A 15457-nucleotide genomic window follows, 5' to 3' on the forward strand; every position below is an offset into this window, starting at 1 on the left:
TTAGAATTTAGAGGAGGAATAGATATGGCACGTTCAATTAGAGATTCCCTTTCGGGATTTGGAAGTGAACTGTTGGAACGAATAAGAGAAGATAGCAATGCATGGCTAGATGAAGCTGCCTTTGAAGAAAGAGTCATTGGGATTGAAAAGGCAACTGCGGCTCTGAAGGAAGCCAAAGTTGAAGATGAGAAAATCATTTACCTTTTGCAAAAATATTGGGATTTACGCCTTAGCGAGGCAAAGGGATTTTTGCAGCAAGAAAGACACACTGAAGAAAAGTAAAGGATTCCTGTGGTAAACATCCCAAAGATAAATTCAGTTTAACGATACTAATTACATGAAAGGGAATCGACAATACTGTGCACAGATTGTCGGACGGGTAAATGCATCCCCTGATAATATTGATGATGAAAGGAGGTTGTTTGATGGATTCTTTAAGAAGTATGAATAATGCATTGGAGTATATTGAAGAGCACTTAACAGAGGAGATTGATTATAGTGAAGTATCTAAAATCGCATATTGTTCGGAGTATCATTTCAAGCGAATGTTTTCTTTTTTAGCAGGAATAAGTTTATCAGAATATATTCGGAGAAGAAGACTGACGTTGGCTGCACTTGATTTGAAAGATAGGGATTTGAGAATAATTGATGTAGCCGTCAAATATGGCTATAATTCGGCTGATTCATTTTCCCGTGCTTTTCATTCTCTGCATGGCTTTCTCCCTTCTGAGGCAAGGTGTGAGAATACACAATTAAAAGCTTATCCTCGAATGACCTTTCAATTATCAATTAAAGGAGGATGCGAAATGAACTATCGTATTGTTGAGAAAGGACCTTTTAAGTTAGTAGGATTTAAGAAGAGAGTTCCAATTATTTTTGAAGGTGTCAATCCAGAGATTGCAAAAATGACTGAACTTTTAACCATGGATGTTATTAATCAATTAAAAGCAATTTCAAATGTAGAACCTACAGGTATTATTAGTGCTTCCACTAATTTTTCAGAAGGTAGAATGGAAGAGAAAGGAGAATTAGATCATTACATCGGGGTAGCAACATCAAGTAATGAAACTGCAGATTTTGATGTATTAAAAATTGATGCTAGTACCTGGGCTGTATTTGAATCGATTGGACCATTTCCGGAAACACTTCAAAATGTGTGGGGTAGGATATACTCAGAGTGGTTTCCATCTTCAGGATACGAGGCGGTTGAAGGTCCTGAAATTTTATGGAATGAGAGTCCAGACACTGGAAATCCAAAGTATCGAAGCGAAATCTGGATTCCAGTAAAGAAAAAAGACTATTAATGACATCAATGTTTATGATTGAGGGCGCTCTAGTAAGAGTGCCCTTTTCGTAAATGGTACGATTGGTGGATATGTTCCCGTCTACTGACAGTGCCAAAAACGTAGTGGATATGTTTCCGAGAACGGGCAACTTCAAATGACATTCATTCTGTCCTCTCGAGCCATGTGGAGACGGTGGCGTGGTTAGAAAAAGTGGAATAAGATGAATGCAGATGAACCTTCGGATGTAAACTTCGGAGGTTTTTTGTACATTTGTTTAGAAACTAAGTCGTGATAAAGAGGTGTTGTCATCATTCAGCGTGAACAAGGGAATAGGATAACGATTGACCGCCATATGGAGATGGGGACTGGTTATAAACTTGATTTCTGAAGAAGGAAACTCGATTTGAAATCATTGAATGAGTTGATTCGAGCGTACACATCTACCGTCCAACAAGGCGACGTACCGCTTGCTTATCGAAGCATCCTTGAGTTCATGGGACGGTTGCGATCTCGTTTCGCCAAGAGCGAATACGAGGTGAGTGGTTTCTATCCGGGCTATATGGATATGTCCTACGTATCGGTAAACACATCGCACTTAAAAGGGAACGGGCTTAAAATCGCTGTGGTGTATCTCCATGTGACCGGACATTTTGAAATATGGTTGTCCGCTCGCAATCGAGTGTTAACGGAACAGTACGCGACCACGTTTCAAGCAATGTCGGGTTTCCATGATGACCAAAACCGAGATGCCGTCATCGAGCGGACGTTGACATCGGCACCGAATTTTGATGAGCTGGAGCAGTTGGCTGAATTGATTGAACGGGAAGTCGAACAGTTCATTCAAGATGTGGAAGCAACACTTGAGGGAGGGCGCTGATGGATTGGATGGCCGAAGTAGAAATGAGACTGAAGCGAGGCAATCAACTTCTATTTGCGAAAGAAAGTGCGCTTCTAACCGATTTGAATGCGTTGATTCAAGAGCAGAACCGGCGCACGCTGGCGTTATGGGCGTTCGAATTGGCCGATGCAACCGTTCAAACGCTATCTGAACGTTATCCGGATGAAACGAGACTGAAAAATGCGGTCCAGCTGTCTAGAGAGTGGGCTGCGGGTAACGTGAAGATGCCCGTCGCAAAACAATCGATTTTACAGGCCCATGCGGTGGCGAAAGAACTTGATTCACTTGAAGATCAGGCCTTGTGCCATGCCATCGGGCAAGCCTGTAGCGTCGTTCATACACGAGGACACGCGCTAGGGTTTCCGATCTATGAGTTGACAGCACTCGTTCATCGTCACGGTGTACGGGTGTGTCAACCAATCGTCGAAGCACGCATGAAGCACTATATGGAGCGGATTGAATTTTGGCGCGAGCATACTATTGAATATGAATGGGCCGCGTTCATGATGAAAGACTAAAGACCCTTCAAGCAAGAACCCTTCAATCGGTAGATGGGAGGGTTCTTGCTTCGTCATGACCGGAACACGCGTACGAAGAGACTGCGTTGTGAGGCTAGTAGGGTCAATCCGCTCCGCTCGGCGATTTCCTCGACGGTCTGTTCGACTGTAAGGTCATCGATCTCGATTTTATCATGTGTGATGTCGTGACGAAAGGCGTGGAGGCAGCGGTCGATTTGTGCCTTGCCCCACGAATTGAACCATTCGAAGCGCTTATTCAATCGTCTTACAAGTGTCCGCTTATCGGCGTGGAGAATATAATGGTCGACCCGAATCCCGTCACGTTGTAGGGCTCCAATGATTTCATCGTAGTAGAGATGGTCCACGAGCGTCATCGGGACGATGATTACGCCATCGTATGAACGGGCAATCTTCGCCAACATCTCAACATTGAATGCCCGCCATTCCGGATGATGTTGGAAATCGGCAAGTCGCATGTCTTTGGGCAGATTGTCGCGAATGAAAAAGCCGACTTGTTCCGGGTCATATAAAAACGCGTTCGGTAACCGTTGTTGCAATTGTTTGGCGGCTGTCGTTTTTCCTGATCCGAAAGCGCCGTTGATCCAAACGATCATCTTTATCCATCCTTCCAAAATACTTTCTGTATTACCATTCTGATTGGTTTGACGATTGTCCTGAAAAAATAAAAAAGACGGACTGTCACGCAGCCCGTCTCATATTTACAGCACTCTACTGGCCGCAGTTTCCTGTTCAGAAACAGCGTCTTCACGCATCGCGTTGATTTCTTTATATTCGTTCGTGTCTTTCCACAACTCATCTTTCAACGGATTGAGTTTGTATTTGACAATCCGTGTCACTTGCCAGACAGCGAGGACGACGTTCAGTGCCAAACTGATCAGGGCGATCGTCCAGTTCGCTGCCGGATTGTAGGACACACTCACATTGAACGTACTACCGACAGCAAAGAAGTAAGGGAATGTCATGACCCACATCATCCAAAATGTGAGCGTCTGCGCCCGGTTTTGCATCCATGTGCCTTTTGCCCAAAGCAAGGCGGGAACCGTCGCGGCGATGTTCAAGGCGAAGCCTGAATAAAAAGCGTTACCTGGTGCGCATGAATAGACGTAAGCGATGTTCCAAATGCCGTAAGCGACAATCCAAAGTTTCGTTTGGTCCGGCCAGAGCATGTCTTTTTTCTTACCAGATGTGGCAAAAATACCGACCCAGCCACAGATGAGGACCAAGTTCAAGATTCCCGCGACGGCGTTCACGTAGTTCCAACCGCCCGAGATATAGTACATCCCATCGACCATACCTTCAAATCCCATGATACCGACTTGGAACTCTCGAACGACGGCCTCGGCGATGTTGAGTGCCAAAATACCTGGGACGAGCATCAAATACCATGGATGTTTCTTATGATAATCCGTGAAGCGGATGACCATGTAAATCAAACTTCCGGCTAATGCTGAATACACTTTCACCCAATGGAACCACGAGGTGATTTCAGGATCGGCGGTGAAAAACCAAATCGGGGTCAAGGCGATCGGTACGGCCATGAACATGAAGATACTCGCTTTTTTGCTAGATCGGACGATTTCATTCAACCCGATCAATAGACCGAATACGACGAACCACATCACGACATTGTACCAAGGGATAGACTCAAAGAAGAACATCGATAACGCTCCTTTCATTTCTAAAGGATAGTGATGAAGCAACGATGAAAAGATGATGTCACCAAACATACCGAACGTTCGTTATGTTTATGTGAAAAGTGTAACAAATTAATGAAAGCGTTGTCAATGTGATTTGGCACGTCACGGTGACATGTCATAATTCGGATAAATCATTATGATATAATTAGCCATTATTACGTGAGGAGCGTCGGAGCATATGATGAACGAAGGAAAACAAAAGATATTAGAAGCGGCGCGAGCGACGATTATCGAAAACGGGATTCAAGGTACGACGCTTCGGGGAATCGCAAAAAAAGCAGGGTTTAGCACGGGCGCGATCTATCATTATTACAGTTCGAAAGAGGCCATTCTGTATGACGTGATGGACGAAGGATTAGGTGAGATTCGACGAATCGCGACCATCTCGATTGAAGACAAGAAAGAGGCCCGCGAAATCATTCAAGAAATCTTCGATGGGATGCAAGACCGACTCAAAAAAGATGCGGAAAGCCGTTTGCAGTTTTATTTGGCCCATGAGGCGATGCTCGGGAATGTGGAGTTACAAAATAAGTTTAAGGAAAAATATGAGGATTGGATCAATCGCGTCGAAGCCATCTTTGTGAGAGCGTACGGCGTTGAAAGCGGACCTTCGACGAGAGCGGTCGCCGCATGGACGATGGCGGCAATTGATGGGATGGTGCTCCAAACGTTATTGAATGTTCAAGTCGTCGAGTCTGTTCATACGAATCGTATACTGGAGTATTTGCTGCAGGACGGGTTTTCACACTTCTTTAAACTCATCGAAAATGAATAGCGCATAGATTCTTGAAGTATTGTCAGTTGATACATTCCCGCGTCCATAATAAGATAGATAAAGTGATTTTATTGGATTGACTACGAAAGGGAATGATTTTATGAACGAAAACTTCTGGCGCGACCTTCCGCGTCCATTCTTTATACTTGCCCCGATGGAAGACGTGACCGATGTCGTCTTCCGCCACGTCGTCGCCCATGCGGGACGCCCGGACGTGTTCTTTACCGAGTTCGCCAACTCGGACAGCTACTGTCATCCGGAAGGGAAAGGCAGCCTGCGTGGACGCTTGACGTTCACCGAGGACGAGCAGCCTATGGTCGCCCACATTTGGGGAGACAATCCGGACTACTTCCGCGAGATGAGCATCGGCATGGCCGAGATGGGCTATAAAGGCCTCGACATCAATATGGGTTGCCCGGTTCCGAACGTAGCCAAGCGTGGGAAAGGGAGCGGACTCATCCTCCGCCCTGACGTCGCAGCGGAACTCATCCAAGCGGCGAAAGCCGGCGGCATCCCGGTCAGCGTCAAGACGCGTCTCGGTTTCGCGAAACTCGATGAGTGGCGCGACTGGTTGACGCATCTCTTGAAGCAAGACATCGCCAACTTGTCGATTCACTTGCGCACACGTAACGAGATGAGTAAAGTCGACGCGCACTGGGAGATGATTCCGGATATCGTCAAACTGCGCGATGAGATTGCACCGGATACGCTCATCACGATCAACGGCGATATCCTCGACCGTCAGATGGGGTTAGAACTCGTCGAGAAATATGGCGTCGACGGCGTCATGATCGGCCGCGGGATTTTCAAGAACCCGTTCGCGTTCGAGAAAGAGCCGCGTGAGCATTCGATGGAAGAGTACCTCGATTTGCTTCGTCTCCAACTCGATTTGCAAGATAAGTTCCAAGAAGAAGTGCCACGTTCGATTTCAAACTTGCACCGCTTCTTCAAGATTTACGTGAAAGGGTTCCGCGGGGCGAGCGACCTCCGTGTGAAGCTCATGGACACGAAATCGACAGACGAAGTGCGGGCACACCTTGATGCGTTCGTCGAGAACTATCATAGAGAAGAAGCGGCGCTTGCCGAGGCGGCGTCGACAGTCGAATAATGTTTTACGGGGATTCAGTGTATACTGGGTCCCTTTTTTATGTGGCGATAATGAATCGAAACTTTTGATCCACTTGGTTCGTAAGAAGGGATGGGAGGGATGAACATGAACGAGTGGCGCGAATCAGCGGTCGGTCTTGGACTTGTATTTGGAACGGCTGGCGGGCTAATTATCTCATTATTATTCAATTTTCCGTCCATGTATGGAATCGTCATCGGTTCGATTATCGGCTATTGGATTGGGCTCTTCATCTCTATCCGTGCGATGAAACGATAACGACCCATTATTAAAACAGGAGGAGCGTTTCAATATGAGTGAATTCCAATTTATTACGAGCAATCACCCACTGAAAGAAGTCGAAAATCCGTATATCGAGTTCTTATCGATCAACGAGGCCATCAAAAAAGGCGTCGTGTTGCCTGACATGCTTACAGACGACGAAGACCTTGACCGTGATGAAAAGATTTTGATGAACGTCGAGTCAGAAGAGCAGCTTGATGAAATCGAAATTAAGCGAGACCTATACTATGACGTGGCGAACGTCGAGGCTTATTCTTCAAAACCGCACGTCGTGGAGTTGCGCTGGCGATATTCCGATGCGAGAGCCGAACAGCTCGTCGAGTATATAACCGATCACTTGAAGACGGCGGATGAAGTCGAGGTTTGGAAAGTGTGGGTCGATGAACAGACGGAGCCGAGCGTTCAATCCATCAAGCTCGACGCGTTAACGATTGATGCGCTACGGTTTTTAGGTGCAGACGGATTCGAACGACCACAGTGCCTTCGTGTGACAACATCCTAATCTGAGCGTGACCGACGTCTGGCCATCCCGAACGAGATGTCTCGTTCGGGATTTTTGTTTTGTCTCCTCACTTGAAAAAGACTGATATATTATGAAGAGAAGAGTCAGGAGGGAATCAGATGCACATTTTAATCGTTGAAGACGACCGGACAATCGCCTCCGGTCTCCAATATTCGCTCGAACAAGAACAATTCACGACGACGTTGTGCCAGAACGCGACCGACGCGACACGTTTGATTGAACAACAGTTACATACGATCGACCTGTGTCTATTCGACTTGTCGTTGCCGGACGGGAGCGGCTATGACTTATGTCGGCTCGTGAAGCAACAACAGGATACGCCAGTGATTTTTTTGACGGCGTTCGATGATGAAGTGAACGTCGTCATGGGACTCGATATGGGAGCGGACGACTATATCACGAAACCGTTCCGGATCCGTGAACTCATCTCGCGGATTCACTCGGTGTTGCGCCGCTACCATAAACAAGCCAGCTCGCCCGTTTTGACAATCGGGTCGGTCGAAATCAACACGCAAGACGCGAAAGTCAAAAAAGATGGAAGCGAGATCCTGTTGACAGCGCTCGAGTATCGTTTACTGCTCATCTTCGGGAAACATACGGGCCAAGTGTTGTCCCGCGCCCAGCTGCTCGACCAGATTTGGGACATGGGCGGGGACTTCGTGAATGACAATACGTTGACCGTCTACATCAAACGGTTACGCGAGAAGCTCGAAGATGACCCGCAGCGGCCGACGTTGATTAAGACGGTTCGCGGGATTGGCTATAAGGTGGAACGCTGATATGTTGCGCAATCGAGAAATCCGTATCTATTTAGTCAGTCTGTTGCTGCTGATTGGAGTGGCTTCTATCGTCGCAGCTTTGTTCCTATCGATGGAGGCCGTCATTCTCGTCCTCCTTTTGTCGGTTGCGTTCTTGATCGTGACATATCGGTTCACGGCGTGGCGCTATCGGGAGATCGATCAGCTGTCGAGCTACCTGCAAGAAATCAGCAACGGTAACTATAAACTCGATGTCCGCGACAATCGTGAAGGCGAGCTCAGTCTATTGAAGAGCCAAATCTATAAAGTGACGAAGATGCTGTCCGAGCAAGGGACGCATCTCGAAGAGGACAAGCAGAAGCTGACGGATGCTATCTCCGACATTTCCCATCAGCTGAAGACCCCGCTCACCTCGATGACCGTCATGGCGGATTTGCTCAGTGACCCACGGCTGTCAGATGACAAGCGGCAAGAGTTCACGCATAACGTACAGGTGCAGCTCGAGCGGATGGAGTGGCTCGTCTCGTCACTGCTCAAGCTGTCTAAAATCGATGCCGGGACGATTCAGTTCAAACGGGAACCGGTGTCCGTCCCCGCACTCGTTCAAGCCGTGACGGAACCGATGCTCGTGCCGATTGATATTAAAATGCAACGGCTTCAGATCGCGGGTGAGGATGATGTCATGTTCGAAGGCGACTTGAAGTGGACGACCGAGGCGCTCATCAACATCTTAAAGAATTGCGTCGAACATTCACCGGAACAAGGCGAGCTGTTCATCGATTACAGCGAGAACACACTGTACACGGAAATCGTCATTCGCGACACGGGGAGCGGCATCCCCAAGCAAGACATCCCGTATATTTTCCAACGTTTTTATAAGGGTATGAATGCGAGTGACGACAGCGTCGGCATCGGGCTCGCCATGGCCCACAGCATCATCACAAGCCAACAAGGTGAACTGACCGTACGTAGTGAACGCGGAGCTGGGACCGCATTTCAAGTTCGATTCTACAAAGCAATCGTCTAAGTGACGAAACAGTCACTTTCGAGTCACGGACGTGTCACACTCGCTCGGTACACTCAAAGTAGATCAAGTACTGGAGGGTGCAACCATGAATATATTAGAAGTGCAAAATTTATCAAAAGTATACGGGAAAGACGAGATGGAAGTCCGGGCGCTCGATGACGTGTCGTTCACGGTCAAAAAAGGCGAGTTCGTCTGTATCGTCGGACCGTCGGGCTCGGGAAAGTCGACGTTGTTACATTTGCTCGGCGGCGTCGATGTCCCGACGAGTGGACAGGTGTTGATCGACAACACGGATATTTATAAATTGGACGAGACGCAGCTCGCCATCTTCCGGCGTCGTCAAATCGGTTTGATTTATCAATTTTACAACTTGATCCCGATCTTGACGGTCGAGGAGAACATTACGTTGCCCATGTTGTTGGACGAACAAAAAGTCGACGCCGCCCATTTGGAGCGCATCATCGGCATCCTTGGACTTTCGAACCGGTTGACGCATCTGCCGAACCAACTGTCTGGCGGACAGCAGCAACGGGTCTCCATCGGTCGGGCGCTCATCAGCAACCCGGCCATCATCTTGGCCGATGAGCCAACGGGGAACTTAGACAGTCAAAACAGTGAAGAGATCATGAGCCTCCTGAAACTGTTCAACAAGAAGTTCAATCAGACGCTGATCATCATCACGCATGACGAACGAATCGCCTTGCAGGCCGACCGCATCATCTCGATTGAGGATGGGAAGATTGCGAAGAACGAGGTCGTCCGCTCATGAACATCATCAATAAAATGACGCTTCGCCACTTGCGCGAGAACAAGCGGCGCTCGCTCGTCACTATCATCGGGGTCATCATCTCGGTTGCGATGATCACGGCCGTGACGACACTGGGTTCATCGTTTCTGGACTTGATGATCCGTCAAGACATCGCGGACAATGGGGAATGGCACGTCCAATACATCAACACGAATGAGGAGCAGGTCGAGGCGATTCGAAATGATGCATCGACGAAGGACGTCATCCTATCAAGTGACGGCTATGCGGAATTAAAGGAATCGCAGAATGCGTATAAACCGTACTTATACGTCCGGAACTATAACACGTCGGGGCTGAAAAACTTTCCCATCGACTTGACGGACGGGCGTTTGCCGAACAAAGAAGGCGAAGTCGTCATTTCCGAGGCCATCCGTCAAAATGCGCAAGTCACGTACAACATCGGTGATCAATTGACGCTTGATGTCGGTGAGCGCGTGGACGAGTCGTCCGGTCGGGTGTTGACCCAAAACGATGGATTGATCCGCGAAGGGGAGACAATTCTTGAACAGTTGAAGGTCGAAGATACGGTGACGTTGACCGTCGTCGGCACGATGACACGACCGGCCTGGGAGCCGACGTGGTCGCCAGGCTACACGGTCGTCGGATATATCGACGACAAGACGTTGAACGGTGCGACCGTCGATACGTACGTCGCCTTGAACGATGTCGATAACTCGATTTACTCGGATACGGAACGAGTGATGAACGAACAGAAAATTGAAGGGGTCGCCTATAACTCATCGTTGCTTCGCTATTACGGAGTGACAGACGACGGCGGATTGCGTAAGACGTTGTATGGTTTCGTCGGGATCATCATGACAGTCATCGTCATCGGCTCGATTTCGCTCATCTATAACGCGTTCGCCATCAGCGTATCTGAGCGCTCCCGTTATCTCGGGATGCTCGCGAGTGTCGGGGCGACGAAACGGCAAAAACGAAACTCGGTCTTCTTTGAAGGATTGATTATCGGAGGGATTAGCATCCCAATCGGTATCATCGCCGGGGTGACCGGAATCGGAGTCACGTTCTTGTTCATCAATGCCTTTGCTGAGAAAGCGCTCAATGTGACGGAGAAGTTTGAAGTCGTCGTCACACCAATCACGCTCCTGTTGACGGTGCTCATTTCGAGCGTGACGATTTTCATCTCGTGTTATCTGCCGGCACGCCGCGCTTCGAAGATTTCTGCGATTGACGCGATTCGTCAGACCCAGGACGTGCGACTGACGTCGAAGAACGTGAAGACGTCGAAACTCGTGCGACGAATCTTCGGATTGGAAGCGGAGATTGGGCTGAAAAACACAAAACGCAACCGGAAACGGTATTTGGCGACGGTGTTCTCGCTCGTCATCAGTATCGTGCTCTTTTTAGTCGTCAGTTACTTCACAGATCGACTCGAACAGTCACTCGAGATGTCACAAGGCACGTATGAGTTCGATATTCTCGTGAACGGGTCGAATCTCAGTAAAGATGACTTACGTCGCTATGAGACGTTGGACCATGTGACGAGCGGGACGTACTTCGAGAACACGACCGTCCAGACGATGGTCGACGAAGCACGGTTACCGAGCGCGGTCATCGAGAACGAAGACTTGGCATTCAACTTCGGTGATGGGAAATTCATGTATTATGTCTCCCTTTATCAATTAGATGATGAAAGTTTCGATGCGTACTTGAAACAAATCGGCGCAGCCGCCAGCAATTTTGAAGACGGAGAAATGCCCGGTGCCGTCTTGATTGATGAAATCTCGTATCAAGACGTGGACAAGAAGAAATTTGTGAACTCGAAAACGATTGAGACAGAGGTCGGTGATACGCTCGAACTCCAAAACGAAAACGCAACGGACGGCACGGCACCACTCAAAACAATCAAAATCGGAGCCATGACCGACGTCGCCCCGACCGGTGTGATGACGAGTTCACTTGGATGGCTTGATGTAATCGTTCGGGAAGGGACGTTTGAAGAGGATGCGATCGGTCAATTGATGAAGCAATCAAGTCCATCGATTGCCTTGAACACGAGTAATCCTGACGCGACGCAACAAGTGATTGAGGCGGAACAAAACATGGACCAATACATTTTCAACGTGTCGGAGCAGCGTGAACAACAAGAGCAAGTCTTGTTACTGTTATCGATTTTCGTCTATGGATTCATCGTCTTGATCTCGCTCATCTCGGTGGCGAACATCTTCAACACAATCTCGACGAGCGTCTCACTCCGACGCCGTGAATTCGCGATGCTACGGTCGGTCGGGATGACACCGAAAGGGTTCAACAAGATGGTGTACTATGAGAGCATCTTCTACGGCATGAAAGCACTGGCGTATGGGGTGCCGATCAGTATTCTCATCATGTACCTCATTTACCGAGCGCAAATCAACACGTTCGAAGCAGCGTTCACGTTGCCGTGGGGAGATATCTTGTTCGTCACGGTCGTAATCTTCCTCATCGTTGGTTCTTCGATGCTGTACGCGATTTCGAAAGTGAAGTCGGATAATATCATCGACCGGTTGAAGCAAGAGAACAATTGATGATTGGCGCACAGTCGCTCAAAAATAGATGTAACGGGATTCAGTGTCTACTGAGTCCCTTTTTCTGTAAAATGAGAATGATAAAAGAGGTGGGAGCATGGACATCCGAGAAGTATTGAGTGGTAGGGATTTGCGCTCGGTCGGCCACGTCGATGAGGTCGTCGCCTACGTCGGGAACGACCCGGACCGATTCAACGAATTGATGACCGGCTTGACCGATGACCGTCCCGTCGTTCGGATGCGGAGTGCGGACGCGATGGAGAAAGTGACACGCCGTCATCCAAAGCTGCTTCGAGCTCATCAGGCGTCCTTGTTCGAGCAGTTACAGATTGTCACCCAACAAGAAGTGAGGTGGCACTTGGCCCAACTCATGCCACGGATGACGTTGACAGAGGAAGAGGCGTCCGGCATCGTTCACGTGCTCACCGATTGGATTGACACGGGGACGAGCGCCATCGTCATCGTCAACGCTCTGCAGGCGATCTTCGACTTGAGCGCCGTGCATCCACGATTCCGTGACGAGCTGAAAGCATTGCTCGATTCGCGACTCGAGACAGGGAGTCCGGCCGTGAAGAGCCGCTCAAAAAAACTTTTACAGAAGTTGTGACCGATGGACTTCATTTCCGGTCTATAAAGATGTAAGTACATCGAAAGGGGGATTCGATTGGACGATCAAGCGATTATCGATTTGTACTGGCAACGTTCCGAGCGGGCGATTGAGGAGACGGCCCAAAAGTACGGCGGTTATTGTCATACGATTTCCTATAACATTTTAAACAGCCGAGAGGACGCGGACGAGTGCGTCAATGACACGTACATGAAAGTGTGGCAAGCGATTCCGCCGACACGTCCAGCACGACTCGCCGCCTATTTGGCGAAGCTTGTTCGTAACGTCTCGCTCCATAAGTATGAGAAGGCGAACGCCAAGAAGCGCGGAGCGGGGCAAGTCCCGTTCATCGTCAGTGAGCTCGAGCACTGTCTCGTATCCTCCGTCGCGACCGATTCAGAAGTCATCGAGTTGTTGAACGACTTTTTGGCCCAGTTGCCGCAAGAGACTCGGCAGATTTTCATGGGACGTTACTTTCACTTTCAATCAATCAAAGACATCGCGACGATGCGCCAGGTGAGCGAGAGCAAGGTCAAGATGGTGCTGCTGCGGACCCGTAATGACTTGAAGCAAGCGCTCGAAGCGGAAGGGGTGGCGCTATGAACGGAGATCGGCTCACACGTTTGATGGGGGACGTCGATGACCGTTTTGTCGAGGAATCGATGGAAGTCGAGGTAAAGAAACGAAGACATTGGCGTTGGATGGGCGGTCTCATCGCAGCAGCCGCTGTCACACTCTTTGTCGTGACATGGGACGGTTATAAAGAATTGATTCCGCTGTCGGACAGCTCGAGCAATATGTCGGTCGCTTATATCGATGAAGGGGACATCGATGTCAGGATGTCGTCGGCAAACCTTGCCGAGATGAGTGAAGACGAGCTGTTCTCGAAATGGGAACCTGCGGTGGTACGGGGCGTCGTGCAACAGATTGACCACATCGAGCTCGACTTCAACGGACAAGCGGAATATCAGTCGATTGTGACGATTAGCGTGACAGACGTCTATCGGGGTGAGGTTGAGCCTGGGAGTGAGATGAAAGTACTTACCGTTGCCGGTGTCGGTTCTGAAGTGCTTCAGTCGGATGCGGACGTCATCTCTGAACTTCGCCTTGGGATGGAAGGGATTTTTATGCCGAGACGGCATGATGCTTCCCACATCTGGTCACAAAACGGGGCCACGCTTCAAGTGATGGATGTGAGTGATTACGGATTTCCGGACGGTGAGCGGTACATGTTCTTGAACACGAACGAAGGTCTCGCCTTCAGTCGAGATGCCTATCCGTCGCTACGTGGCGCTGAAACACTTGATGACATAGAGGAGTTCATGACGACTAAATTTAAATAAGTCATATTTCATGTCTATTTGATTTTTAAAAGCTGATAAATTATTATTAAGTCAATATTATAATGAATATGACTTAAAGGATGAATGTCATGGCGATACAAGGATTAACCAAATTACCTGTCAAAATAGAAATCACACAAGCCATCAAATTACTTGAACGTCTGGCGCATGTGAATACGCTACTTGGAAAACTCGATGTTGAATTGACGCATTCGAAAGCAAGTAAGCAATTAATGCAACTCTTATCGCTTCAAGAATCCGTTGAATCAACGAAAATCGAAGGATCACAAGTGACGTTCACGGATATGATGGAGTCTTCGCTGAAGAAAAGTGACGATTCCGATATTATCGAAATTCAGAACTATATGAGGGCCTTGCAGTTTGGGTATGAATCTGTCGAAAATGGTTATCCGGTGACGACACGATTGATCAAGCAGTTACATGAGATTTTGATGAAAGGAAGTCGAGGCGAAGTCAGTTCATCCGGTGAGTTCCGTAAAATTCAAAATTTTATCGGGCCGACAAATCGATTAGAAGATGCTTCTTATATTCCGGTAGAGGCTCATTTGATTAACGAATACATGGAGAACTTAGAAAAATTTATCAATACTGATTCTTACGGACGATTGCTACCGCAGAACCACTTAAAGTCAGACGGATATGTCATTAATGAACAAGCGGCTCCACTTCTTAAAACAGGAATTATGCATGCTCAATTTGAATCCATCCATCCATTTTTGGACGGGAACGGGCGTTTAGGGCGGATTCTAACTGTGCTTTATCTCCTGCAGCAAAAAGTGATTACGCACCCCATCTTTTTTGTGAGTGAAGAACTTGAGAAAGAAAAAGCCCGCTACTACGATTTGCTCAACGGTGTTCGTGGAGACCAGTCGGATTGGGGGAAATGGTTACTGTTTTTCGTTGATGCTTCAGAACGAATGGCGACAAAGTTGTTGGATCAATTGAATAAAGCCAATCGCTTGCTGTCAGAAGGTGAACAGCTAATTGAAAACGAAGCGGAACGTAAACTATGGATTACGAGCTTTGAACAACCAATCTTGACGGTGGCGAAAGGTGTCGAAATGACAGGCTATTCACCGAACACGGTTCGAAAAGCACTTCATCAACTTGTGGAAAAAGAACTTTTATACGCTTCGAACACAGAGCGGAGAAATCGTAAATATCGAAATTATGCGTTATTGCGCATTTTCGTGAACTAAAAGCAGTGTGCCGTTTTTGAATCGCCAACAATGAAGGAGG

At 48.2% G+C, this 15457-nt stretch carries 18 protein-coding genes; 16 read left to right on the forward strand and 2 right to left on the reverse strand.

What is annotated here, in order from left to right:
- The first annotated feature begins 24 nt into the window (after window positions 1–24).
- The 4 genes from KNP02_RS02250 (at window position 25) to KNP02_RS02265 (ending at window position 2702) form a co-directional block, all read left to right on the forward strand.
- Window positions 25–282 (forward strand): hypothetical protein, encoded by a 258-nt coding sequence (locus KNP02_RS02250; RefSeq protein ID WP_052514478.1) that lies wholly within the window; start codon window positions 25–27, stop codon window positions 280–282.
- 143 nt (window positions 283–425) lie between these two features.
- A complete protein-coding gene (locus KNP02_RS02255; RefSeq protein ID WP_041844908.1) occupies window positions 426–1304 on the forward strand; it encodes an AraC family transcriptional regulator in 879 nt (292 codons plus the stop codon).
- A 385-nt stretch (window positions 1305–1689) separates the two neighbouring features.
- Window positions 1690–2163 (forward strand): DUF7000 family protein, encoded by a 474-nt coding sequence (locus KNP02_RS02260; protein WP_128123319.1) that lies wholly within the window; start codon window positions 1690–1692, stop codon window positions 2161–2163.
- Entirely contained in the window at window positions 2163–2702 is a 540-nt protein-coding gene (locus tag KNP02_RS02265) for a putative immunity protein (protein WP_128123320.1), read from the forward strand. Before KNP02_RS02260 ends, KNP02_RS02265 begins: the two co-directional genes overlap by 1 nt.
- Before the next feature lie 53 nt (window positions 2703–2755).
- Here KNP02_RS02265 and KNP02_RS02270 read toward each other — a convergent pair whose 3' ends face one another.
- Complete coding sequence (locus KNP02_RS02270; protein WP_128123321.1) at window positions 2756–3316, reverse strand: AAA family ATPase; 561 nt, start codon at window positions 3314–3316, stop codon at window positions 2756–2758.
- A 105-nt stretch (window positions 3317–3421) separates the two neighbouring features.
- The gene (locus KNP02_RS02275; RefSeq protein WP_128123322.1) at window positions 3422–4381 is read right to left on the reverse strand and encodes a DUF5692 family protein; all 960 of its coding nucleotides are present in this window, start codon (window positions 4379–4381) and stop codon (window positions 3422–3424) included.
- A 217-nt stretch (window positions 4382–4598) separates the two neighbouring features.
- Between KNP02_RS02275 and KNP02_RS02280 the strand changes: the two genes are divergently transcribed.
- The 12 genes from KNP02_RS02280 to KNP02_RS02335 all read left to right on the forward strand — a co-directional run bounded on the left by KNP02_RS02280 (window position 4599) and on the right by KNP02_RS02335 (window position 15417).
- A complete protein-coding gene (locus KNP02_RS02280) occupies window positions 4599–5195 on the forward strand; it encodes a TetR/AcrR family transcriptional regulator (protein ID WP_128123323.1) in 597 nt (198 codons plus the stop codon).
- A gap of 100 nt (window positions 5196–5295) precedes the next feature.
- Window positions 5296–6303, forward strand: coding sequence for a tRNA dihydrouridine synthase (locus KNP02_RS02285; RefSeq protein ID WP_128123324.1), 1008 nt, complete (start codon window positions 5296–5298; stop codon window positions 6301–6303).
- A gap of 105 nt (window positions 6304–6408) precedes the next feature.
- A complete protein-coding gene (locus tag KNP02_RS02290; protein ID WP_214707034.1) occupies window positions 6409–6579 on the forward strand; it encodes a hypothetical protein in 171 nt (56 codons plus the stop codon).
- 34 nt (window positions 6580–6613) lie between these two features.
- A complete protein-coding gene (locus KNP02_RS02295; protein WP_214707035.1) occupies window positions 6614–7105 on the forward strand; it encodes a hypothetical protein in 492 nt (163 codons plus the stop codon).
- Window positions 7106–7224: 119 nt separating this feature from the next.
- Complete coding sequence (locus KNP02_RS02300) at window positions 7225–7905, forward strand: response regulator transcription factor (RefSeq protein ID WP_214707037.1); 681 nt, start codon at window positions 7225–7227, stop codon at window positions 7903–7905.
- Between the two features lies 1 nt (window position 7906).
- A complete protein-coding gene (locus KNP02_RS02305; protein WP_214707039.1) occupies window positions 7907–8911 on the forward strand; it encodes a sensor histidine kinase in 1005 nt (334 codons plus the stop codon).
- An 85-nt stretch (window positions 8912–8996) separates the two neighbouring features.
- Window positions 8997–9680, forward strand: coding sequence for an ABC transporter ATP-binding protein (locus KNP02_RS02310; RefSeq protein WP_029594966.1), 684 nt, complete (start codon window positions 8997–8999; stop codon window positions 9678–9680).
- The gene (locus tag KNP02_RS02315) at window positions 9677–12247 is read left to right on the forward strand and encodes an ABC transporter permease (protein ID WP_214707041.1); all 2571 of its coding nucleotides are present in this window, start codon (window positions 9677–9679) and stop codon (window positions 12245–12247) included. Before KNP02_RS02310 ends, KNP02_RS02315 begins: the two co-directional genes overlap by 4 nt.
- A 97-nt stretch (window positions 12248–12344) precedes the next feature.
- A complete protein-coding gene (locus KNP02_RS02320) occupies window positions 12345–12854 on the forward strand; it encodes a hypothetical protein (protein ID WP_214707049.1) in 510 nt (169 codons plus the stop codon).
- 57 nt (window positions 12855–12911) lie between these two features.
- Complete coding sequence (locus KNP02_RS02325) at window positions 12912–13457, forward strand: RNA polymerase sigma factor (protein WP_214707051.1); 546 nt, start codon at window positions 12912–12914, stop codon at window positions 13455–13457.
- Window positions 13454–14197, forward strand: a complete 744-nt coding sequence (locus tag KNP02_RS02330; protein WP_214707053.1) for a hypothetical protein — start codon at window positions 13454–13456, stop codon at window positions 14195–14197. The genes KNP02_RS02325 and KNP02_RS02330 overlap by 4 nt, the downstream gene beginning before the upstream one ends.
- Window positions 14198–14286: 89 nt before the next feature.
- A complete protein-coding gene (locus tag KNP02_RS02335) occupies window positions 14287–15417 on the forward strand; it encodes a Fic family protein (protein ID WP_214707067.1) in 1131 nt (376 codons plus the stop codon).
- Window positions 15418–15457: the final 40 nt, after the last annotated feature.

The sequence above is a fragment of the Exiguobacterium sp. s40 genome, from assembly GCF_018617905.1.
GTDB lineage: Bacteria > Bacillota > Bacilli > Exiguobacteriales > Exiguobacteriaceae > Exiguobacterium > Exiguobacterium mexicanum_A.

Excerpts from the sequence above, each read along its gene's own strand:
- KNP02_RS02305 (WP_214707039.1), top strand. The coding sequence starts at position 7,907 with ATGTTGCGCAATCGAGAAATCCGTATCTATTTAGTCAGTCTGTTGCTG.
- KNP02_RS02270 (WP_128123321.1), bottom strand. The coding sequence starts at position 3,316 with ATGATCGTTTGGATCAACGGCGCTTTCGGATCAGGAAAAACGACAGCC.
- KNP02_RS02290 (WP_214707034.1), top strand. The coding sequence starts at position 6,409 with ATGAACGAGTGGCGCGAATCAGCGGTCGGTCTTGGACTTGTATTTGGA.
- KNP02_RS02265 (WP_128123320.1), top strand. The coding sequence starts at position 2,163 with ATGGATTGGATGGCCGAAGTAGAAATGAGACTGAAGCGAGGCAATCAA.
- KNP02_RS02285 (WP_128123324.1), top strand. The coding sequence starts at position 5,296 with ATGAACGAAAACTTCTGGCGCGACCTTCCGCGTCCATTCTTTATACTT.
- KNP02_RS02255 (WP_041844908.1), top strand. The coding sequence starts at position 426 with ATGGATTCTTTAAGAAGTATGAATAATGCATTGGAGTATATTGAAGAG.
- KNP02_RS02330 (WP_214707053.1), top strand. The coding sequence starts at position 13,454 with ATGAACGGAGATCGGCTCACACGTTTGATGGGGGACGTCGATGACCGT.
- KNP02_RS02250 (WP_052514478.1), top strand. The coding sequence starts at position 25 with ATGGCACGTTCAATTAGAGATTCCCTTTCGGGATTTGGAAGTGAACTG.
- KNP02_RS02275 (WP_128123322.1), bottom strand. The coding sequence starts at position 4,381 with ATGTTCTTCTTTGAGTCTATCCCTTGGTACAATGTCGTGATGTGGTTC.
- KNP02_RS02280 (WP_128123323.1), top strand. The coding sequence starts at position 4,599 with ATGATGAACGAAGGAAAACAAAAGATATTAGAAGCGGCGCGAGCGACG.
- KNP02_RS02300 (WP_214707037.1), top strand. The coding sequence starts at position 7,225 with ATGCACATTTTAATCGTTGAAGACGACCGGACAATCGCCTCCGGTCTC.
- KNP02_RS02310 (WP_029594966.1), top strand. The coding sequence starts at position 8,997 with ATGAATATATTAGAAGTGCAAAATTTATCAAAAGTATACGGGAAAGAC.
- KNP02_RS02315 (WP_214707041.1), top strand. The coding sequence starts at position 9,677 with ATGAACATCATCAATAAAATGACGCTTCGCCACTTGCGCGAGAACAAG.
- KNP02_RS02295 (WP_214707035.1), top strand. The coding sequence starts at position 6,614 with ATGAGTGAATTCCAATTTATTACGAGCAATCACCCACTGAAAGAAGTC.
- KNP02_RS02335 (WP_214707067.1), top strand. The coding sequence starts at position 14,287 with ATGGCGATACAAGGATTAACCAAATTACCTGTCAAAATAGAAATCACA.
- KNP02_RS02320 (WP_214707049.1), top strand. The coding sequence starts at position 12,345 with ATGGACATCCGAGAAGTATTGAGTGGTAGGGATTTGCGCTCGGTCGGC.